Here is a 20,781-nt window from a genome sequence, read left to right as displayed (position 1 = left end):
CGGGTTCTAAGGCTGGGTGCCCCGGTCGAGACCAAGGGAGGCGATGAGGTCTTCGTGCAGCTCGAACCAGACGCGATGGCAGGAGTCGATGTCGGTGCGGTCGATCCAGCCGCCGTCGCCCCCGTGCGCTTTGCGCAGCGCCGTCGCGAACCGGGTGTGGTAACCGCGGAAACGTCGCAGGATACCTTCGAGGCGGCTAGCGAGTGGAGCCAAGCCCTCGCCGATCGTGCCGAGTTCGTCCACGACGCCGGCGTCCCACCCGGGATCGGAATGGTCGTTGGTGAGCAGCCGACCGTTGGAGTCGGGCCGGAGCTGCCAATGGGTGCACGCTTGCTGTAGGCGCCCGTTCAGCGGAAGAAACTCCCGATAGACGGCACGCACCTCGCCGGTGCCCCCGACCCGCGCCAACTCGGCGGCCAGCTGGCGCTCGTTCTCGGCCCGGCCCCGCTCGGTCAGCGACCAGCCGTGCACGTCGGCGAAGGTGGCCTGCCCCACCCAGCCACGCGCCTCCGCGTCCAGCAGGATCTCGGCCGTCTCATACTCGTCGAGGGCGAAGCGCCGCGCGATCCTCGCGGTGCCGGCGAACCCGGTCACCCGGACCGCATGGAGCACCAAGAGTTCGGATGGCGACTCCCGGGTCATGAGCCGGCACCACGACGCGCCGTCAACCGCTGGTAATGCTGCTGACACGCCTGCGGGGAGTTGAACCCCATCACGTCCGCGATCTGTGCCCAGGTCAGGCCGGCCGCGCGGGCCACGAACAGCAGACCCGTCTCGAGACCTTCCACCTCGGCACGCGCCGCGGGCAGGAGCGTCAGCGCACTCAAGAGGTCGTCGGGCGCCAGCTCGCCAGCGCGCCACAGGGCGAACTGCACCAGATCCACCGCCGACGGCGGGACCGGTGCGGGCCGCCAAGGCCGGGCGTCGAGCGCCTTCGCGCCCAGCTCGAGCAGGTGCCGGCTGGCCATCTGCTCGCGGTGCGCCTGGTAGTGATCGGGGGCGGCTGGAGTGAGGTCGTCCTTGCGGTCCATGCAGCCGATCATGCAGAATCAACAAAATGTTGTCAATCTTCTGTTGAAAGGCGCCCCGGATGATCGTGCCGTTGATCGACGCCGATGCTGATACCAGCGGAGGCAAGGCCGCACCCCTGGGCGTGTTGCTCCGGGCCGGCCTCCCCGTGCCCGACGGCTTCGTTGTCCCGTTCGACGCCCACCGGGCCGCGGCACGTGGCCAGTCTTTACCCGCCGGCCTACTCGATGCCCTCGGACGCGGGCTGCACGGCCTCGGCGATCCTCCGGTGGCGGTGCGTTCGTCGGCAGCCGACGAGGACTCCGGGACAGCGTCGGCGGCCGGTCAACACGAGAGCGTGCTCGCGGTCTTCGGCGCATCAGCGGTGGGCGACGCCGTCCGATCTTGCTGGGCGTCGTTGCACTCGCCCAGGGCCCGGAGCTACCGGGATGCTCGAGGTCGCGGCCATTCCAGCACGGAGCCGGCGATGGCCGTACTCGTCCAGCGCCTCGTCGACGCCGACGTCGCCGGGGTGATGTTCACCCCGACCCATCCACGCGACACCGTCGAGATCGAGGCATCCTGGGGGTTGGGCCCGAGTGTCGCCGGCGGCACGGTTACCCCGGACAGATACACCGTCCATGGTGATGGATCGGTCACCACCACCGTCGCCGACAAACGCACCCGCCTCGACCGGCGCGGCACCGCGCTGGTGACACACGACGTGCCCCCTGCCGACCGGCGCCGCCCGGTCCTCGATGACGCCACGGCCAGGGGCCTGGCTCAGCTGGGGCACCAGGTCTCGGCGCTGCTGGGCAGCCCCCAGGACATCGAGTGGGCCATCGCCGGCGGCGACGTCTGGCTCGTCCAGTCCCGGCCGATCACCGCCGCCCTACCCGCGCCGGCCACGTTGCCGACCGCACCGGCCGCAACACCAACAACCCTCACCGGGACCCCGGGCAGCTTCGGCAACGCGACCGGGTCCGCCCGGACCGTCCGTGGCCCCCATGACTTCCCCCGGGTCCACGCGGGTGACATCCTGATCTGCCCATATACCGACCCGAGCTGGACCCCCCTGCTGCGTATCGCCGCAGGTGTCGTCACCGAGACCGGCGGCCTACTCTCACACGCCGCGATCGTCGCCCGGGAGCGGAACATTCCCGCCGTCCTCGGTATCACGAACGCGACGGCCCGGATCAACGACGCCGCCACCGTCACCATCGATGGCGCCGCCGGCACGGTCACCATCACCAGTCCCTGACGACACGAGGAACAGCACATGGGAACCCGCCACCTGTACCTTGCCCGGCACGGTGCCGCCGACACCTTCGGGGAACTCACCGACCTCGGCCGCCGGCAGGCCCGTCTGCTGGGCGAACGGCTCGCCACCGTGCCCGTGGACGCGGTGTGGCACTCACCGCTATCTCGCGCGGCGGGCAGCGCGGCCGAGCTAGCCCGCGCCCTTCCGCCCGTTGCCGTGGCCGCGGCCACCGAGTTGATCGACCACGTGCCCTACGTCCCTCCGCCAGCGGACATACCCGCGCCGTGGGTCGGGTTCTTCGACGGCTACGACGCAACGGAGGCAGCCGATGGTCACCGGCGCGCCGAAGCCCTGCTCACCCGGTTCGCGACCGCCCTGCACCCGTCGTCGGATCAGGCCGACACCCACGAGGTCCTCGTCACACATGCCTACCCGATCGCGTGGCTGGTGTGTCATGCCCTCGACGCACCCCCATCCCGGTGGCTCGGGCTGGACAGCGCCAACGCCGCGCTCACCATCATCGAATACCGCACCGGGCTGCCGCCCACGGTGGTGACGTTCAACGACACCGGCCACCTCCCGGCCGACCTGCGCTGGACCGGGTTCCCCGCCGTCGTCAGACCATAGGGGCGTCGACCGACGTAACCCCCTCGCGGGCCAGCGCCCGCCGTAGGCCCTGGCGGGTGGTGAAACCGGACGCTGCCAACGCCGCGGCCATGTCCTGCTGGTTTCCGAGGACGGCGAGCGCCGCGTTCAGCCTGGCCCGGGTGCGCCACCGGCCGAAGGGCAGACCGGTCTCTTCCATGAACAGCCGCTGTGCGTGCCGGGCGCTGATGTAGTGGCGGGCCGCCAGCCGTTGGAGTGAGTCCGACGACGGGACCGCCTGCTGCGCGATCTCGCGGGCGGCGGGGTGATGCGGCATGGGAACCGTGAATCGCGTGGCCGTCACATCTCGTAGGGTCCGCTCCAGCTCACTCCGGAAGAGACGGATGTCGACCTCGGTCCGCGGGGCGACGCTGAGCAGGGTCGTCATCAACCGGCGTAGTGCCGGGCTGTCCACCAGGCACGCCTGCCCGCCGGGCGGCTGGGCGGACGTGGGCAGCAGCGGACCCATCACCACTCCGCCGGACTCGAGGCTCAGGTGGTGTTCGATGGTGGCCGGCAGCCACACACCGGTGCCTTCGGTGATGGTGAAGTGGTCGTCGCCGGCGTTCAACGTGGCGGTGCCGAGCACGACGTAGACCACCTGCGGGCGCTCATGCCGGTGTGGTGGATGCCCGTCGAAACGCACCGCGTCGTGGCGGGGCGTTCGGCGTCCGAGCTCCGTGAGCAACACGGACAACACTCCTCCCCCATCGTGTCACCTTGGTCCAGATCAATGTCATATCTGGCTAATTAGGTAAGGCTAACATTAGGGGCGATTCTGTCGGTGGCCATGTCCTTGGAAGGTCTCTATGCGTCTGCTGCTGCGTTGCGCTCCGACGGCGATCATCGCCGCGCTGGTCCTCGGCGGCTGCTCCTCCGGCGATGACGGCGACGGTGCCGTCAGCGACGACGGCGCACCCGTCGCCTCGTCCACGCGGGTGGTCGACACCGAGCACGGCGAGGTGAACATCCCCGCCGCCCCAGAACGCATCGTCGTCCTGAACTCCGCCCTGGCCGGATACTTCTACGCACTCGACGTGCCGCTGCACGGCACCATCCCGATCAACACCGAGGCCGACGAGTTCCCGGAGCTGTGGGCCGAACAGGCCGCGGCGGCCGGAACCCTGATGGTTCCGTGGAGCAACGACGGCTTCGACCTCGAGGCCCTCCTGGCCGAAGGCCCCGACCTCATCGTCGGCGGCGGGCAAGGATTCCCCGGTTCGCAGGCCGCCGACGCCTACGACCAGCTCTCCGAGATCGCGCCAACCGTCCTGGTCAGCTCCACCCTGACCACGTGGCAGGAAGAACTCGACTACATCGCCGACGAGATCCTGGGAGTACCGGAGCGAGCCGGGGAGCTGCTGGCCACCTACGAGAACCGGGTCGCCGAGGTGCGCGACACCATCGAGCTTCCCCCGACGCCGGTGTCGTACCTGATGACGCTGCCTGACCTGCGTCCGTGGTCGATCCCGGAGACGGCGTCGCTCCCCGTCACGCTGGAAGCGGTCGGCCTGGAGCCGTATCCGATCATCGAGGAGAACCCGGACTTCGAGCTCTACGGGTCCGGTGACTCCTTCGAGCTCTCCACCGAGCAGGTCGGGCAGGTGTTCGTCACCCCCACGGTGTTCGTGCTCGGATTCCAGAGCGACGTCATCGGGGTGGACGAACTGGCCGAGAACCGGGTGTACGCGTCGCTGCCGTCCTTCGAGTCCGGACACGCCTACCACCTGCCGTTCTGGGCACACCGGGCCGACTACTACGCGACGATGGCACTGCTCGACCACATCGAAGGGCTGTTCGGCTAACCGATGGCACACCACACTCTCCGCAAACACCCCATCGTCCTGCGCCAGGTCGAGGTCACCCGCGTCGTCGACGTCACACCACGGATGCGCCGAGTGACACTCACCGGCCCACAGCTGGGTGCCTTCTCCACCGGCGAGTTCGACCTCCCCGAGTTCACCAGTGTCGCCTTCGACGACCACGTCAAACTCGTGTTCGCCGCCGACGGCGACATCGCCGCCGCACTACCTGTCCAGCGGGCCCGCAGCATCGACTGGCCGGTCTCCGAACACCGGCGCGGCCGCGACTACACACCCCGGCGCTGGGACCCGGAGGCGCGCGAACTCGACCTCGATTTCGTGCTGCATGGCGACGGCCCGGCAGTTACCTGGGCGACGACGGCGAAACCGGGCGACACCCTGTATTTCGCCGGGCCGAAATCGTCGCTGGTGTTGCCGGACGACATCGACTGGGTGCTGTTGGCGGGCGACGAAACCGCCCTGCCGGCCATCGGCCGGTTCCTCGACGAGCGGCCGGTCGACGTTCCCGTGCAGGTGGTGATCGAGATCCGGCACGAGTCGGCCCGGCAGGACCTGGCGCTGCGCGACCCGGATTCGATCCGCTGGCTGGTGACCCCCGAGTCGGCACCGTCCGCGCTGGCCCCCGCCGTCCGGGAGATCACCTGGCACCCCGGGCAGGCCTACGTCTGGGCGGCCGGGGAAAGCCGCTCGCTCATCCCGTTGCGCGCCTGGCTCCGCCATGACCAGGGCCTACCGGCCAGCCATGTCCACGTCACCGGTTACTGGCATACCGAACCGTCCGGCGACGACAGCGACGATCACGTCGACGCCGAGGCGCTGCTCAACCCGCTGCCGTGGCTGGCCACCCGCGCCGCGGTGGCCCTCGGCCTGCTGGACCAGGCTGGTCAGCGGGCGGTCCCGCTGGACACCATCGCCGCGGCCGCCGCCGTCGAGCCCCACCAGCTACGACCACTCGTGACCTACCTGGCCACCATCGGTGTGCTGGCCGCGCACGGCGACGACGTTACGATCGGCCCCGTCGGGGCGGAGTTGCAGGCCGACGATCACCTGCGCGACGAGTTCTTCGGCGCCGGATACGAGGCACGGCTGCTCGACGCCCTCACCCAGCTGGCGCCGGCGCTGCGTGGCGGCGGCTCCGCATGGCAGGCCGCCAACACCAGATCCCTCGCCGACGACGTCGAAACCGACCCGGTGCTCTACGCCGACCGGGTCCACGCCGCCGAGAGTTTCTCGTTCGTCGCCGGCGCGGTGGCCGACCTGCCCGCCTGGGCCGACGCCGGTGAGGTCACCGTCACCGGTCCGGGTGCACTGGTACTCGTGCGCGCCGCCGCCGAGCGGGGTGTCCTACCGAAGGCGCTGATCAGCGCTGCGCCCGTACCGCTGACCGTGCTGAGCGACCTCGGTGCCGACGTACCCGCCTCCTTCGTCCCGGAGGCGACGGCTCCCATCGTCGATCTCGTCGTCAGCACCCTGCAGACGCGATACCGGGACGACGCCGAGATCGGCCGGCTGCTGTCCGGCCTGGCCCGGCACGCCGACCGGCTGCTGCTCATCGACGCCCTCGACCAGACCGGCCCCGGTGGCCCCGATCTCGCCGCCGAGCACGAACTCCTCGCGTTGGCCGCCGTGGGCACCGGGCATCGGGACCAGGCCCGCATCGAGTCGCTCGCACTCGCCGCGGGCTGGCGGCTGGTCGGCCACGTCGCCCTCGGATGGGACTACGAGGCGTTCGAGCTGTGTCGGTAACGGCCAGGCCGGGCCGGATCGTCGAAGAGTCGACCACGACGCCCGCACGGGCGCGCGTGGTCTGGCTGATGGTCGCCGCGCTCTGCCTGGCCGTGGCGGTGATCGCCAGCCTGGCGATCGGTTCCCGGCCGATTTCGTTCCCGACCGTGCTGGACGCGTTGACCGCGCCGGACGGATCGGACGCACACCTGGTGGTCCGGGAGCTACGGGTGCCGCGGACCGTGCTCGGTGTCCTGGCCGGGGCCGCGTTCGGGGTGTCCGGCGCGCTCATCCAGGCGTTCACCCGCAACCCGCTGGCCGACCCGGGAATCCTCGGCGTCAACGCCGGAGCCGGCTTCGCCGTCGTCGTCGGTGTCGCGCTGCTCGGGGTCACCCGCACATATCAATACCTTCCGCTGGCGTTTGCTGGAGCGTTGCTGGCCACAGCTCTCGTCTATACGATCGCCGCCCGGGGTGCCGGAGGCGCTGGTGGCGTCACACCCCTGCGGCTGACGCTGGTGGGGGTCGCGTTGTCGGCGGTGCTCGGCGGGATCTCCTCGGCGCTGACCTTGCTCGATGCGGAGACCTTCGACCACATGCGGTTCTGGGGTGCGGGAAGTATCTCCGACCGGCCCCCTGGCACCATCGGGTCAGTGGCCGGGTTCATCGTCGCCGGGCTGGTGCTCGCCATGGTGTGCGCGCGCTCGCTCAACGCCATGGGACTGGGTGAGGAGACCGCCCGCGCGCTCGGTGTCAACGTCATCGCCATGCGCGTGACCTGCATCGTCGCCGTCACCCTCCTGTGTGGCGCCGCCACTGCCGCGGCCGGCCCGATCGGTTTCGTCGGCCTCATGGTGCCCCATGCGGTGCGCTGGCTCACCGGTCCTGACCAGCGGTGGATCCTGCCGTTCACGCTATTGCTGGCGCCGACGCTGCTGCTCGTCTCCGACATCGTCGGCCGGCTCGTGGTCTGGCCGGGCGAGTTGCAGGTCGGCATCGTCACCGCCTTCATCGGCGCCCCCGTTCTCATGCTGCTGATCCGGCGCACCAGAGCGAGCGCGTTATGACCACACCCACCACCCTCGTCCTGCGTGCCGGACCGTTCTCCGGCCGGATACCGCGCCGGGTCCTCGTGGTGAACGGTGCCCTGCTCGGAGTGCTCCTGGCCGCCACCGCGGCGGCGCTCATGCTGGGCTCCTACACCATTCCCCTCGACGAGTTGGTCGCGGTGTTCGGTGGCCAGGGCGCCGATCAAGCCACGACGGTGGTCTTCCAGTGGCGAGCGCCACGAGCGGTCGCCGCAGCCGTCTTCGGGGCGGCACTCGCCCTGAGCGGGGCGATTTTCCAATCGTTGACCCGCAACCCGCTCGGCAGCCCGGACATCGTCGGGTTCTCCGTGGGTTCGTTCACCGGTGTACTCGTCGTGATCATGGCCGGTGGCGTCGGCTTTCACGCGACCGCCACCGGTGCGCTGGCGGGCGGGCTGGCGACCGCCGCCATCATCTACCTCGTCGCCTTCCGGCACGGGATGCAGGGGTTCCGGCTGATCATCGTAGGGATCGCGATCAGCTCGATGCTGACGTCGGTCAACACCTGGATCACCGTCAAGGCCGAGCTCGGGATCGCGCTACGGGCGGCGGTCTGGGGGGCGGGAACCCTCAACGGGCTGCGCTGGAGCCATGCGGTACCCGGCATCGTCGCGGTGGCCATCCTGACGCTGCTCCTCGTGTTCGCCGCTCCTGCCATGCGCCAGCTCGAGCTCGGCGACGAGACGGCCGCTATGCAGGGGGTGCGGACGGAGCCCACCAAACTCGCGCTGATCGTCGTCGGCGTCGGTCTCACCGCCGCTGTCACCGCCGTGGCCGGACCGATCTCGTTCGTCGCGCTGGCCGCCCCGCAGCTGGCCCGGCGGCTCACCCGGACCGGCACGATCACCCTGAGCACGGCGGCGCTGGTGGGGGCCAGTTTGCTGACCCTGTCCGACCTGATCGCGCAGCACGCCTTCAGCGGGCTGACCGTACCCGTCGGGGCGGTGACCGTCTGCATCGGCGGGTTGTACCTGCTGTGGCTGCTCACCCGCCGGCGATGAAACTCCACAGGTTCTCCTGCCGGGCGGCGAGCACGGACTCGGCGAGGAACATATCCAGTCCCGGCCGGTGCCGTAGTCAGTGCGCCAGGCCAGCAGTGTCAGAGGGCCCACGCGTCGACAAGGTGATCAGGCTCAACTGTCGCGGCAAGCCCTTCGGCTGCCGAGAAGCCGGAGCGCGATACCCCGATAAGTGGCGTTTCCGGTGACGAACCTGGCACTAGCTGAGCCTCGTTGACGAGAGCCACGAGATCACGGTGGTCGAAGGCGTCGTGCTCCCGCCATTTGATCGAACCGACAAAACAGACCTTTCGAGCCGGCGCCTGTCGATCTGCTCCCACGACATCGACCTCAGGATTGTTAGTCCGCGGCCACCAGCCACCCACCACTCGGACGTCGCCCCATTCTCCGCCGGCAAGCAATCGCGTCAACGACTCCCGCACCAGCGGTTCCACGGCACGCCCCCGCCACGAAGGCCATCCACGCTCGATCGTCTCGACAACACGACTTCCTGCTCCCCGCTCAACCTCGGGCAGTCCGTTCTCGAGAAAGTACAACCAGAACCGAAGATAGCTATCGGCCACCCGATAGCGACGGTCTTTGTCACCTGGCTTCGTGGACAAGGGAGCATCGACAGCGATCAGCCGCTTGCGTGCGAGGGCCTTGAGTGCCGGGTTGAGCGAGCCTGGGGCCAGTGGAGCGTCGGCGTTGCCGGCCTTGGACGCGATCGAGCTGAACGTTCGTTCGCCGCTCCCGACGGCCGACAGCACGGTTCGAGATTGAAGCGCCGCGGGGAACTCGGCGGCCAGTATTCTCTCGGCCGACACAAGGAGAGGCGACGTCGGGTCATCCAACGCCTGCGCAAGGAACTGTTCTCGGCTCCAACCTGCACGCCACTCCTGACAGATCAGCGGAAGGCCACCAGTGATCAAGTGTGCGTCTATGGCCTCCGCGGGCGGCAGGCCGGTCATCGTCATTACGTCGTATGGCGTGAGTGGCGCGAGCACCATCTCCACGGCGCGCTGGTGAAATGGGCGACCGTACTCCGACAGCCGCTCCATCATCGCCAGATCGCTCCCGATCAAGATGAGCAATACAGGTTTGGCGCTCAGATCTCTGTCCCAGACGGTTTGGAGGATCCCTTCAGCTTCGGGATCCTGCTCGAGCAGCCATGGCATCTCGTCCAACACGACGACAGAGGGGACATCATGCGGAAGGGCGATGCTCAGCTGACGCCAAGCTGCCTCCCAGCTGCCGACCTGAACACCACGTAGTTGCTCGCGGTCAGGAAGGCTGGATCGAAGCACCGACTCCATGAAAGCCGCCCTCTCGGCATCGGGCCGCCGGCCGCGAGTCGCCTGATGCACGACGTACGGCACTCCCGCACGTCGGCAGAAGACGTCGATCAATCGCGATTTGCCTACGCGTCGCCGTCCTCGCAGCAGCAGCGCACGTCCGCGCTGGTCGCCTCGTCCTTCTTCGACCCAATCGAGATGTTGACTCACTAGCCGCAGTTCGCGCTCGCGCCCCACGAAACCCACCATCGAACTCCCTTACTCAAATTGAACTTAGTCAAATAAATCTTACTATGATCAGTTTGAGTAATCTAGCGAACGCTGCTGGTGCACTGCGCTCCTCCCCCAGACCCGTGATGACATTGACGACCCCGGGCGGGAACACATCGTGGAAGATCTCCGCCAGCAGCAGCACGCACAGCGAGGCGTCCTCCTCGGCTTGATGACCACCGAGTTGCCGGCCGCGAGCGCCGGTCCGAGCTTCAGGCAGGCCAGGCCGACCGGCCCGTTCCACGGGATGATCCCACCTACACCCCGATGGGCTCCCGGCCGGTATAACTCAGCACCCCTTCACCCGAGGGGAATGGTGATTCCTTTCAGCTCACCAGCGAGGCCGGCGAAGTAATACAGGGTGTCGATCGACAGCCGAACCTCGCCGCGCGCTTGGGTGCACAGGGCGTTGCCGGTCTCACGGGCGATGGCCCGCGCGAACTCCTCGGCACTGGTCACTGCCTCCGCGTCACGCTGTATCGTTCCCCTGATCAGCGTCATGGCCGCGGCGAAAACCAGGTCACCCGCGATGGCACCGGACGAGAGACCATACTGATCATCGGCGTTTATGAACTGGTTCATCGCGCTCCTCTACCGCCGAACACACCCGGAAGGACTTCCAGGACTGGCGACTTCTTCCGACCGGTTGGTCTGTTCGGCGGCATAGCATGCTCGCCTCAGGCACAGCAAGCACCATCACCGGCGGCTGAAAAGAGCTCGCTGGAGACACAATCTCCCGGCTATCGTCTGGGCGGTGGATGATCCTTACCGCGACCCGGAGCTCGTCCCGTTGTACGACATCGACAACCCGGACGGCGAAGACCGCGCCTTCTACCGCACGTTGGCCGACGAACTCGATGCGCACTCGATCATCGACCTAGGCTGCGGCACCGGCTTGCTGACCCGGTCATTGGCCACTCCCGGCCGCACCGTGATCGGCGTCGACCCGAGCCAGACCATGCTGGACTACGCCCGCCGGCAGCCGGGCGCCGACTCTGTGACGTGGATCCACGGCGACGCGTCCGCGCTCGCGCCGAACGCAACCACCGATCTCGCCATCTGTACCGGAAACGCCATCATGCACGTCGCCCCAGGGGAACTACCCCGGACCCTGACCTCCATCGCCCGTGCACTACGCCCCGGCGGGACGTTCAGCTTCGAGTCCCGCAATCCGGCCCGCCGCGCATGGGAATCCTGGACACCGGAGGCGACCTATCACGAACGCGACACCCCGGTCGGACACCTGCGGGAATGGCTCACCGTCATCGACGTCCACGAGGGGCGAGTGACCTTCGACGCCCACAACGTGTTCCCCGACGGCGAGGACCGGGTGTACACCAGCGTCCTGTACTTCCGCAGCGCGGAGGAGCTTCGACGGGATCTGTACGCGGCAGGTTTCACCGATGTCGCCTACTACGGGGATTGGGACGGCACCCCGCTCGACGACAACTCGAGGATTGCCGTGTTCCGAGCCACCTGCTGACGCAGGTCTCACCACACCTACTGGCCCCTGGCCCACCACCTCGCGAGCGCAGGGGACCTCGCACCACTCCATCTTGCGGTAACCACATAAGCAGGTTACATTCGATCCATGGCATCCGCCGACGAGTTCCGGTTCTACACGGGTTCACTCGCCACCGATTTCGTCGCGACCGTGGGCCGACGCGGCGCCGGTGGGCTAGAACGCCTGACCAGCCCGCAGCGTCTCGCCGACTGGCTACGGCGCGCCGACCTGTGCCGTGAACACATCACCGCTACCCAGGAGGACCTCGCCCGAGCCCGGGCCTTGCGCGAGGCGGCGCATCGGCTGATCAGCGCGCGCATGACTGGACGGGCGGCAGCGGTCTCCGATGTCGCCGAAGTCAATGCGTGGGCGTTGCAGCGCCCGGCTCCCCCTCAGCTGGCGACCACGGGGACGTTCGAGCTGGCCTCCGCCTCTGGTATCGGGGTCGACGGTGCACTCGCCTACATCGCGGTCGACCTCATCGAGTTGCTCGGCGACTCGCGTACGGCGCTCCTGAAGGCGTGCGAAGCGGCCGATTGCGGGATGCCGTACATCGACTGGTCCCGGGGCCGGACACGTCGCTGGTGCTCGATGCGTGAATGCGGCAACCGGGCCAAGGTCGCCGCCCATCGGGCCCGGAAGGCGTCGATACAACCATGAACGTCCGGCATCTCCGGGTCGACGCCAACGGCGTCGGGATTCACACCGTCGTCGCCGGCCGTGGCAGTCCGGTTGTTTTGCTCCATGGTTGGCCGGTGACGTGGTACCACTGGCGAACGACGATATCGGTACTGGCGGAGCATCATCTGGTGATCGCACCGGATCTGCGCGGCCTCGGCGACTCCGATCGGCCGGCAGGCGGTTACGACAAACGTACGCTGGCCGACGATGTCGTGGCCGTCGCCGCACATGTCGGAGCCGACCGGTTCGCACTCGTCGGACACGACTTCGGAGGGTCGGTGGCGTACGCGCTCGCCGCCGCCTATCGGGACAACGTCAGCCATCTCGTCGTCGAGGAAGAGTTGCTTCCCGGCCTGGACGTGTCACCAGCCCTGGTCAACGAACGTTATCCACGGTGGCACAACGCCTTCCACGCAGCGGACGACGTTCCGGAACTACTGATCACCGGCCGGGAGCAGGAATACCTCGGAATCTTCTGGGCGCTCACGGCCGCCGGTCACCCCCTTCCACCAGACGTGGTGGAGGAGTACCGCCGGGCGTACATGCGCCCCGGTTCCCTTCGGGTCGCGCTGGCCTATTACCGAACGGCCATCGACGACGCCGAGCTGAACCGGCGCACCGCCGAAGAGCCCCTGACTACTCCCGTTCTCGCCGTTGGCGGAGACCAAGCGATGGCGGGCGCCGTCGAAGCCAGCATCGGCCAGGCGGCCTCCGACGTGACGGGCGTCGTCCTGCCCGATTGCGGCCACTACCCCGCGGAGGAACACCCACAGCGGTTCGCGGCCCTGGTCGCCGATTTCATCGCGTCCGCGGCCAACCCGAGAACAGGAACGGTGTGATGACCGAAGCGCCGAGCGTACGTGCTCACGAGCCCAATCTCCCGCCCGCGCTGATGGAGTTCATGCGCGACGGATGGAGCGATGCCGCGGCCGACGCCGGGGCGCCACCGGACGATGGTCAGCCGGTGGCACACGCGCAACGCCGGTCAGCGGTGTCACAAGCATTTCCCGGCGAGACGATCGTCGTGCCCAGCGGCCAGGAGAAGACGCGCTCCAACGGCACGACCTATCCGTTCCGGCCGTCGAGCAACTTCGCCTGGTTGACCGGAGACTACGACCCCGACGGTGTCCTGGTGTTCTACCCGGCCAGCGGTGGCCATACGGCGGTCCTGTATTCCCGGGGACGTTCGTCGCGAACCAATGGCGAATTCTTCCGTGATACGCAGCACGGAGAGTTGTGGACCGGGCGCAGGCATTCGCTCGCGGAGAAGGAAGAGCTGCTCCAGATCACGACCGTCGACCTCACCTCCCTGAGCACCGATCTCACCCGCCTCACCAGCTCGCGTGCTCGTGTGTTGCGCGGGTACGACGAATCGGTGGACCAGTTCCTTCCCCCTGACCTTTCCGCGCCGGTGCACGATGCCGCACTCGACCAGGTGCTCGCCGAACTGCGGCTGGTCAAGGATGACTGGGAGCTCGAACAACTCCAGGCGGCGGTCGACGCGACGGTGCTGGGTTTCGAGGACGTCGCTCGCGCCCTTCCCGCGGACCGGCCGGTGTCCGAGCGGCTCGTCGACGGGCTGTTCGCGGCGCGCGCCCGCCACGACGGCAACGACGTCGGCTACCTGTCGGTCGTGGCCAGCGGGGCGCGTGCGACGATCCTGCACTGGGCCCGCAACAACGGCCAGATCGTCCCGGGTGACCTCCTGCTGATGGACATGGGGGTCGAGAACCGGCACTTCTACACCGCCGATGTCACCCGCACCATCCCGGTCACCGGCCGGTTCACGGCCATCCAGCGAGACCTGTACGAGATCGTCCTCACCGCACAACGGGCCGGGATCGACGCGATCCGGCCCGGAGTCGCCTTCGCCGAGATCCACCAGGCATGTATGGAGGTTCTGGCGCATGGGCTCGACGATCTGGGGGTGCTGCCGGTCAGCGCCGAACAGGCGTTGTACAAGGACTCCATGCTCTACTGGCGTTGGACACTGGCGCCGTCCGGTCACATGCTCGGATTGGACGTCCACGACTGTGCGCAGTCCCGGCCGTCGAAGTATCGGGACGGCATCCTCGAAGAAGGCTACGTGCTTACCGTCGAGCCGGGCTTGTACTTTCAAGACACCGATGAGCGGGTACCGGAGTATCTCCGCGGCATCGGCATCCGCATCGAGGATGATGTGCTCGTGACCCGGGGCGGAGCCACCGTGCTCTCGTCGGGACTCCCCACCGACCCGGACTACCTCGAATCCTGGCTGGACGACCAACGTGCGGCCGGCCCTCGTATACCAGGGGCATAACCAACTCCCTGCCACCCACGATTGGATAGACTCCGGCGAGCCCGTGCCGTGCTCTCATCCGGAGCACCGGCGCGACTCTTAGACCCGGATCTCCGAAAGGCCACCGTTGTCCCGCGCCCGCCCCCGCTCCCGTCTCTGCATCATCGGCCTGCTGCTCACCGTCGCGGTGACGGCGTGCTCCGCCGACGACGACACCCCGGATCCCGCGCCGGACGCCACCGCGTCCGGGCCGGCGGCGACCCCGGCTGTGCCCGAGCCAGCCGACGTCACACCCGAACCGACCCCGGACACCTATGGGTCGCTGGCCAGCCTGCTGCCCGACAACTTCGACGCGACGACGATCGCGTTGGGGGTGCCGCCGGAGGACATGCGCTCGCCCAGATATCTGGACGTCGCGGACGACACGGTCGACGGCGCACTCCCTGACCTCGTGCGGGCCGCTGCAGACCTACTCGGACTCGACACGAAGCCGCACGACTTCGAGCAAGGTGACGAGCTCAACGAGGCGTATCTCGACGGCCTGCCCGCCGTCTATCTGCTGGTGGCGTCGCCGCGGAACTTCCCCGTCGACCACGCCGACATGGTGGGGTTCACGCAGTACGAGAACCGCTTCCTGCTGGCCGGCGGGGTGAGCATCGGCGACGACCCCGCCGACCTGTGCGGGCTGGAGATCGGCCGCTACGACGGCGAGCACGCTTCACGTGGGTCCGCTGGTTATCTCGCGGAGATCGAAGGGCTCTGTCAGGCCAACGGAGACCCGATCGAGCTGGTCACCTACACCCCTGGTGAAGACGACACCATCGACGAGGTCATCGCCGGCAACGTCGACGCCATCCCCGCGGGGGAACTGGCCGGCATCACCACCATCGACGAGCACCCGGAACTCGACTGGGGCGGCCCGCTGACCGGCCTCAGCACGTCGACGTTCATCGTCGGGCAAGACCACGGCCTGGCCGATGCACTTGCGGCGGCCATCGATGAACTCGCCACGAGCGGCCAGTACGCGCAGATCATGGACCGACACGGGCTGCCGAGCCTGCCCCCGCCGGAGCCCCTGGTCAACGTCGTCGAGGATTAAGAACCCGCGCGAATAGGGGCGCCGGATAGCGAGCGGGGTCGGGCGCCTGGATAGCAAGGCCGAGGAAGGAGTCGCACTGGGGTTGTGCGTCGACTGACGATGAACGCTGGTAGTGCCAAGCAAACCCGCATGGCCGGGCACGCGAGCCCGGCGACTCCCTATTCGCGCGGGTTCTAACTCAGTCGACGCCGTTCAGTACGTCGACCACCTCGAAGACGTCGCCGAGGGTGACGAAGTCGACCGCGACGAAGTTGGGGATCTGCCCCCGTTCGGCGCGGCATGTCTCGGCGCGCGGCAGCAGGACGTCACGGCCGTTGACCAGTTGGGCGTCGCTGACGAGCGAGGTGAAACCGGCCAGCCAATGATTAAGCAAGAACAATGGCGCGTCGGCCGGGCCCCGGTTCAGTTCACAGCTGAACGATTCGACGGTCGGAAAGACGAATGGTGTGTCCTGGGTGTGCTCGAAACCGTTGACCAGCCACGGCGCATCTGGACCACCAGAACCTTCTTCGAGCATGACGACGAGGCGCTGCCCGGAGGTGATCATCTCGGCGAGGGTCGGCCACGGCTCCCCCAGGACCGGCTCATACACCAGCGGCAGCAGGCCGGCTGCTTCGATGTCCGCGGCGATCAGCGAAGCCTCCGTCTCGTCCTGGATGAAGAGTGTGACGACCTCGTCGGGGTGGGCCAGCATCCAGTCTCGAATCTGCACCAAGTTGTCGATGAACGGCGTAGAGCCGGTCTCGCACAGACCGTGGCACAGGAACCGCTTCTCCGGACCCTCGACCTCACCCGCGATCGCGTCGGCCACCCGCAACGCCGCCGCGACGACGTCCGGGCCGAGTTTGTCCTCGGCGACCCGCAACGCCTCGTCGTGGCTACCCGGCGCGGTTCGTACGATCTCGCCCGCCTGATGCCCTGACCAGACGTCGATCAGCAGCGCCCGGACCCCTTGGTCGAGCTGGACCGGGATCCGGTCGGATTGCTCCGGCAGGAACCAGCGCGGCTCGGTCACCGCGGACATCGAGTTGTGTGTCGCCGCGTAGGCGACCTCGTCGAACCCGCGGTCGCACAGCTCCGCGTGGCCGTTGCAGACAAGCCCGCTGCCGCTGGTCATGAGCTCGACTGGACCGCCTGGGCGGCCCTGGGCGATGCCACCGGCCACCACAGCCAATCCGGCGAGGGCCACCACGATCAGTGCGGCGGGACGTGGGATCGCCCATCGTGTGGTCTGCTGTGCGGGCTGCTCCGACTCCCCCGACTCAGCTTCCGCGTCAGCCCGCGACGCGCGGGCCAGGCTCGCGATCTGGGAGATCGCGAACAGCACCAGTACGACGCCGCCCGCCATGATCGCCAACTCGACCAGGCCGAGTGGGTCGAGCAGCGCGGCGACGCCGACGAGGCCGGCGATCAGGGCCCGCGTGACGACGCCGACCGGCTTACTCGGCCGCCCCAGCAGGGCGGCCCGGGCTCGGGCGGCGAGGCGGGCCAGCGCCCGCGGTCCTGACGGTTCGCAGGCGAGGACCATCGTCGAACCCACTGCCGCCAGGACGGCGACACCCCACCACATCGGGTTCATGACCTCGCCCCATGCCGCTCTCGTCACGGCACCGCTGATCACCCCATCGTCGAGACGGCGGACCGCGAATCCACCGATGGCGAGCAACAGGCCGACAACAACGGCTCCCCCAACCAACGCCCGGCCGATCGCCGCCCCCGTACGCCAACGGCGACGGGACAACAGCAACGCCGCCCCGAAACTCGCCAAAGCGGCCAGCGGGAACACCCACGCCAGCACCCCAGCCAGCCGAAGCGTCTCGAACGGTGCCCTCCCCAACCCCTGGTCACCGACGTTCAGCAGGGTCACCGACACACCAGTGACCGCCGTTGCTCGTTCAGGAGCCACCGCAGCCAGCACAGCTGTGGCCACCCCGCCGGTGTCGGCGATGCGCAACACGACCGGACTGGGGTCACCGTCGGTCAGCACACGGTGAGCCGCCTGTGCGGCCAGGCGGGTCGGGCCGGACCACACGTCGCTGCCCGCTACCCGGGTGGCCACATCGTCGATCAGCGGCCTGACGGCAACGAGATCAGGGTTCGCGCCGACGATCTGAGTCGAGATCGACTCACCTAACAAACCCGAGACCGCGGCGTCGGTACGGATCTGGTCGACGTGGCCGGCGAAGGTCGGGCCGTCGAGCAGGTGACGGTTCATGTGTCCGGCGATCAGGCCCAACGCCGCCAGCACTGTCCCGACAATGATCAGCACCCGGACGATGGCAGTCGAACGCATCACACAACTCCCCACCCGCGACGGGAAGCGTCGAAACCATCCCCTACGTGACGTGATGACGTGTTTTCCGGTAGGCCATACGTATTCAAGTTCCCGCCGGCCGTGCGGCCGCAGATCTCGACCGGACTAGACAAATGCCACGCCCCTCGCTCGAAAGAAATAACAATTGACTCCACCCACAGCCGATCTCGAGCAAAGTCATTCGGCCACCCGAGCAGCATAGCGGTCGTCCAATTCGACCGGCCTGTCCTCGCTCGTTATGACTCTTCCCGGCGGTATTATGAGCCAGTCTAGGGTGTGGGCCCGGCACGATCCGCGTGCAGTTGCGCGGCGCACGAGCTTGAGGGAATCACGTCGATTGCCACCGGAGGAGCTCAGATGGACAACTACCCACTGCTCAACCTGTTCTGGACCATGCTCTGGTTTTTCCTGTTCATCGCCTGGTTATGGGTGCTGTTCTCGGTCTTCGCCGACATCGTGCGCAGCAAGGATCTGTCTGGCTGGGCCAAAGCGCTGTGGGCCCTGTTGATCATGATCGTGCCGTTGCTCGGCGTACTCATCTACATCATCGCCCGCGGAACCGGAATGACCGAGCGCGGTTTCCAAATACACCAACAGCGAGAAGAGGCATTCCGTTCCTATGTGCGCGATGCCGCCAGTACTGGCCCCAGCACAGCAGACGAATTGACCAAACTCGCCCAACTACGCGATGCCAACGTCATCACCAACGAAGAATTCGACGCACAGAAGGCCAAGCTCCTCGCCGCTTGACCCCAAAGAGCCGGCCACGTCGTGTCGCTGAAATGAATCTCGGCGTGCACACTCGGCCAGGGAAAGATGCCTGAAACGTTGCGCTCGCCGCTGGTTCTCATCATGACATCGATGGCCTTGATCGGCTCACACCCAACAGCCAAGGCCAGCGGGCGACACTAGTGTGTCGCACTAGTACTCCAGCCGTAGATCTTGGTCGTGTCGGTGCCGGATATGGAGCGGCCACCGCTCGATGATGCTGAGCTTGGCTTGATCATGTGCGACCTACACCCCATATGAGGGGGAAAACTCGCTCATGATCAGCAACAGCACCAACGTCGCAACGCGGACCGCGCCAATAGGGGCAGCCATGAAGACCACGATCGACGACTGGAGCACTACGCCGATCGGATGTGGCGTCGTCCGGAAAACCTCGCCGGCCCGACAACCAAATTCGCCTCACCTCCGTTTATCTAGGGACAACCTGCAACGCGGATGGGGCGTGGGCCGTGGCCACACGAAGATCAACCCGGGATGACGAATTCACCACGTACGTCGACGCGCGCCGGCATCATCTGCGGCGGACCGCGTACGTCATCTGCGGCGACTGGCACATGGCCGAAGACCTGGTGCAAACGGCCCTGGTCAAGCTCTACATCGCCTGGCGCCGGGTTCGTCGGGACGGCGCCGAAGACGCCTATGTCCGCCGGATCATCGTCCGAGCGTTCCTGGACGAGAAGCGGCGGCCGTGGCGGCGGGAGAAGGTTGGTCTCGACGGCTTCGACATGGCCGCACCGGAGTCCCTTCCGCTGGAAGACAGCGATGCACTTCTGGCCGCACTGAAGGGGTTACCCGCACGGCAGCGGGCCACCGTCGTCCTGCGGTATTGGTACGGCCTCTCGGTCGACGAGACTGCGGACGACCTACGTTGCTCTCCCGGCACGGTGAAAAGCCAGACCGCCCGCGCGGTGGTGGGCCTGCGAGCCGCACTCGGACCCGCCGACACAGAGGGGCAGATGTGCGATGACTAACGACGCCGACCTCACCCAGACCTTCCGGAACCTCGACTTCAGCGAACCACCGATGACGTCCACCAGCGCGGACGACCTCCACCGCGGCCAACGCGGTCTTCGGCGCCGACGCATCACGATGTGGTCGTCGGGGACCGTCGCGTTGGGCATCGTCGCGGTGGGCGCGGCCGTGGCACTACCGAACGTCCAGCTCTCCAGCCCGAGCCTCGACCCTGCCAACGGCCCAGCGGACGAAACGGTGCCCCTCGTCGAGATGAACGACGCGGAACTCGCCGACAACTTCGCAGCATGTCGCGACCAGCAGCCCAACTTCGAACGAGCGGAGATCGAAGGCGCGCAGCCGATGTTCGGCGTGCGCGCCGCGGCCGGAGCTGAGCGCCGGGACGTCTCGACGTGGCTGCTCGCCCAGGATGGCGACACATGGTGGGTCTGCGAGTTGTATCCTAGCGGCGCCGTGGACGAGTCGTGGTATGCCATGTATTTCAGTGCGCACCCCGGTGGCCAGGACAATCTGACGGCCCTCGTCGAGCTGGACGACCTGGGGCAGGGGCGGTATGCGGCGCCGGTCACCCACGTTACGGTGCAGGAGGCTGACGGCCCGGAGCGGAACGCCATCACGTTCAACGGGTTCTGGTTCTACCCCGCGGATGCGGATCCGGACTCCCCAGACGACGAGGTCGACGAGATGGGTGAGTCGGACGAGCTCGACAGCGAGCCGTACCCCCACATGGACCTTCCAGCCGGGCATGTCGTGCGGGGCTACGATGCCGCGGGCAATCTGGTGTTCGACTCCTCCACCGACTCCGTAATGTCGGACGAGTGTGTCAGAGATCCGGAGACGGGGTTCGTCCTCGTATATCCGGGCAACGGCATCATGCCTGAGCCGGATCCGGAGACTTGCCGCGAGGGCGTTGTGTGGAGCGTCGACTGAACCACCACCACCGCACTCTCCGCGTGAACCGTCCGTTCAGACCTCAACCCACGGGTCGCCCCGCGTCCTCCGTTGGACGCGGGGCGACCTGTGGGTTACGT

The 20,781-nt window shown here is 67.6% G+C and carries 21 protein-coding genes and 1 pseudogene; 14 read left to right on the top strand and 8 right to left on the bottom strand.

What is annotated here, in order from left to right:
• Positions 1-6: 6 nt before the first annotated feature.
• Entirely contained in the window at positions 7-642 is a 636-nt protein-coding gene (locus tag G8760_RS19975; protein ID WP_166354444.1) for a transcriptional regulator, read from the bottom strand.
• Positions 639-1,031 (bottom strand): DNA-binding protein, encoded by a 393-nt coding sequence (locus G8760_RS19970; RefSeq protein ID WP_166354442.1) that lies wholly within the window; start codon positions 1,029-1,031, stop codon positions 639-641. The genes G8760_RS19975 and G8760_RS19970 overlap by 4 nt, the downstream gene beginning before the upstream one ends.
• Before the next feature lie 59 nt (positions 1,032-1,090).
• On the opposite strand from G8760_RS19970, the gene G8760_RS19965 reads away from it, so the two are divergent.
• Both G8760_RS19965 and G8760_RS19960 read left to right on the top strand, forming a co-directional pair.
• Positions 1,091-2,269, top strand: a complete 1,179-nt coding sequence (locus G8760_RS19965) for a PEP/pyruvate-binding domain-containing protein (RefSeq protein WP_166354440.1) — start codon at positions 1,091-1,093, stop codon at positions 2,267-2,269.
• A gap of 18 nt (positions 2,270-2,287) precedes the next feature.
• Complete coding sequence (locus tag G8760_RS19960) at positions 2,288-2,896, top strand: histidine phosphatase family protein (protein WP_166354438.1); 609 nt, start codon at positions 2,288-2,290, stop codon at positions 2,894-2,896.
• Here the strand turns inward: G8760_RS19960 and G8760_RS19955 are convergent.
• Positions 2,886-3,605 (bottom strand): AraC family transcriptional regulator, encoded by a 720-nt coding sequence (locus G8760_RS19955; protein ID WP_166354436.1) that lies wholly within the window; start codon positions 3,603-3,605, stop codon positions 2,886-2,888. The two genes, G8760_RS19960 and G8760_RS19955, sit on opposite strands and share 11 nt — an antisense overlap.
• Positions 3,606-3,723: 118 nt before the next feature.
• Here G8760_RS19955 and G8760_RS19950 point away from each other — a divergent pair, with 118 nt between their 5' ends.
• Genes G8760_RS19950 through G8760_RS19935 form a run of 4 tightly spaced genes read left to right on the top strand, consistent with a single transcriptional unit; the run spans position 3,724 to position 8,551 of the window.
• The gene (locus tag G8760_RS19950; RefSeq protein ID WP_166354434.1) at positions 3,724-4,719 is read left to right on the top strand and encodes an ABC transporter substrate-binding protein; all 996 of its coding nucleotides are present in this window, start codon (positions 3,724-3,726) and stop codon (positions 4,717-4,719) included.
• 3 nt (positions 4,720-4,722) lie between these two features.
• Positions 4,723-6,483 carry a siderophore-interacting protein gene (locus tag G8760_RS19945; protein WP_166354432.1) on the top strand — a complete coding sequence of 587 codons (1,761 nt, stop codon included), beginning with the start codon at positions 4,723-4,725 and terminating at the stop codon, positions 6,481-6,483.
• Entirely contained in the window at positions 6,450-7,529 is a 1,080-nt protein-coding gene (locus tag G8760_RS19940; protein WP_166354430.1) for a FecCD family ABC transporter permease, read from the top strand. Before G8760_RS19945 ends, G8760_RS19940 begins: the two co-directional genes overlap by 34 nt.
• Positions 7,526-8,551 (top strand): FecCD family ABC transporter permease, encoded by a 1,026-nt coding sequence (locus G8760_RS19935; protein ID WP_166354428.1) that lies wholly within the window; start codon positions 7,526-7,528, stop codon positions 8,549-8,551. The genes G8760_RS19940 and G8760_RS19935 overlap by 4 nt, the downstream gene beginning before the upstream one ends.
• A gap of 98 nt (positions 8,552-8,649) precedes the next feature.
• Here G8760_RS19935 and G8760_RS19930 read toward each other — a convergent pair whose 3' ends face one another.
• The 3 genes from G8760_RS19930 to G8760_RS19920 all read right to left on the bottom strand — a co-directional run bounded on the left by G8760_RS19930 (position 8,650) and on the right by G8760_RS19920 (position 10,695).
• Positions 8,650-10,092 (bottom strand): ATP-binding protein, encoded by a 1,443-nt coding sequence (locus tag G8760_RS19930; RefSeq protein WP_166354426.1) that lies wholly within the window; start codon positions 10,090-10,092, stop codon positions 8,650-8,652.
• A 48-nt stretch (positions 10,093-10,140) separates the two neighbouring features.
• Positions 10,141-10,329 carry a hypothetical protein gene (locus G8760_RS30930; RefSeq protein ID WP_343074430.1) on the bottom strand — a complete coding sequence of 63 codons (189 nt, stop codon included), beginning with the start codon at positions 10,327-10,329 and terminating at the stop codon, positions 10,141-10,143.
• An 84-nt stretch (positions 10,330-10,413) separates the two neighbouring features.
• Positions 10,414-10,695, bottom strand: a complete 282-nt coding sequence (locus G8760_RS19920) for a hypothetical protein (protein WP_166354424.1) — start codon at positions 10,693-10,695, stop codon at positions 10,414-10,416.
• A gap of 172 nt (positions 10,696-10,867) precedes the next feature.
• On the opposite strand from G8760_RS19920, the gene G8760_RS19915 reads away from it, so the two are divergent.
• The 5 genes from G8760_RS19915 (at position 10,868) to G8760_RS19895 (ending at position 15,675) form a co-directional block, all read left to right on the top strand.
• Positions 10,868-11,596 (top strand): class I SAM-dependent methyltransferase, encoded by a 729-nt coding sequence (locus G8760_RS19915; protein WP_166354422.1) that lies wholly within the window; start codon positions 10,868-10,870, stop codon positions 11,594-11,596.
• 108 nt (positions 11,597-11,704) lie between these two features.
• Positions 11,705-12,277 carry a CGNR zinc finger domain-containing protein gene (locus G8760_RS19910; protein WP_166354420.1) on the top strand — a complete coding sequence of 191 codons (573 nt, stop codon included), beginning with the start codon at positions 11,705-11,707 and terminating at the stop codon, positions 12,275-12,277.
• Complete coding sequence (locus G8760_RS19905) at positions 12,274-13,137, top strand: alpha/beta fold hydrolase (protein WP_166354418.1); 864 nt, start codon at positions 12,274-12,276, stop codon at positions 13,135-13,137. Before G8760_RS19910 ends, G8760_RS19905 begins: the two co-directional genes overlap by 4 nt.
• On the top strand, positions 13,137-14,597 hold the full coding sequence (locus G8760_RS19900) for an aminopeptidase P family protein (RefSeq protein WP_166354416.1): 1,461 nt from the start codon (positions 13,137-13,139) through the stop codon (positions 14,595-14,597). The genes G8760_RS19905 and G8760_RS19900 overlap by 1 nt, the downstream gene beginning before the upstream one ends.
• A 106-nt stretch (positions 14,598-14,703) precedes the next feature.
• On the top strand, positions 14,704-15,675 hold the full coding sequence (locus tag G8760_RS19895) for a type 2 periplasmic-binding domain-containing protein (protein ID WP_166354414.1): 972 nt from the start codon (positions 14,704-14,706) through the stop codon (positions 15,673-15,675).
• Between the two features lie 178 nt (positions 15,676-15,853).
• Here G8760_RS19895 and G8760_RS19890 read toward each other — a convergent pair whose 3' ends face one another.
• Positions 15,854-17,968, bottom strand: a complete 2,115-nt coding sequence (locus G8760_RS19890; RefSeq protein ID WP_166354412.1) for a phosphoinositide-specific phospholipase C-related protein — start codon at positions 17,966-17,968, stop codon at positions 15,854-15,856.
• 378 nt (positions 17,969-18,346) lie between these two features.
• On the opposite strand from G8760_RS19890, the gene G8760_RS19885 reads away from it, so the two are divergent.
• Entirely contained in the window at positions 18,347-18,739 is a 393-nt protein-coding gene (locus tag G8760_RS19885) for an SHOCT domain-containing protein (protein ID WP_166354410.1), read from the top strand.
• Positions 18,740-18,756: 17 nt separating this feature from the next.
• On the opposite strand, the pseudogene G8760_RS31190 reads toward G8760_RS19885, so the two are convergent.
• Positions 18,757-18,882: pseudogene (locus G8760_RS31190) on the bottom strand (di-trans,poly-cis-decaprenylcistransferase); the annotation flags it as partial.
• Positions 18,883-19,227: 345 nt separating this feature from the next.
• On the opposite strand from G8760_RS31190, the gene G8760_RS19880 reads away from it, so the two are divergent.
• Both G8760_RS19880 and G8760_RS19875 read left to right on the top strand, forming a co-directional pair.
• Entirely contained in the window at positions 19,228-19,749 is a 522-nt protein-coding gene (locus tag G8760_RS19880) for a SigE family RNA polymerase sigma factor (protein WP_166354408.1), read from the top strand.
• Complete coding sequence (locus tag G8760_RS19875) at positions 19,742-20,680, top strand: hypothetical protein (protein WP_166354406.1); 939 nt, start codon at positions 19,742-19,744, stop codon at positions 20,678-20,680. Before G8760_RS19880 ends, G8760_RS19875 begins: the two co-directional genes overlap by 8 nt.
• Positions 20,681-20,781 lie beyond the last annotated feature (101 nt).

It is taken from the genome of Phytoactinopolyspora limicola, from assembly GCF_011320225.1.
GTDB lineage: Bacteria > Actinomycetota > Actinomycetes > Jiangellales > Jiangellaceae > Phytoactinopolyspora > Phytoactinopolyspora limicola.
The sequence above is the reverse complement of the archived record's forward strand: the minus strand, read 5'-3'. Positions and strand labels throughout refer to the sequence as shown.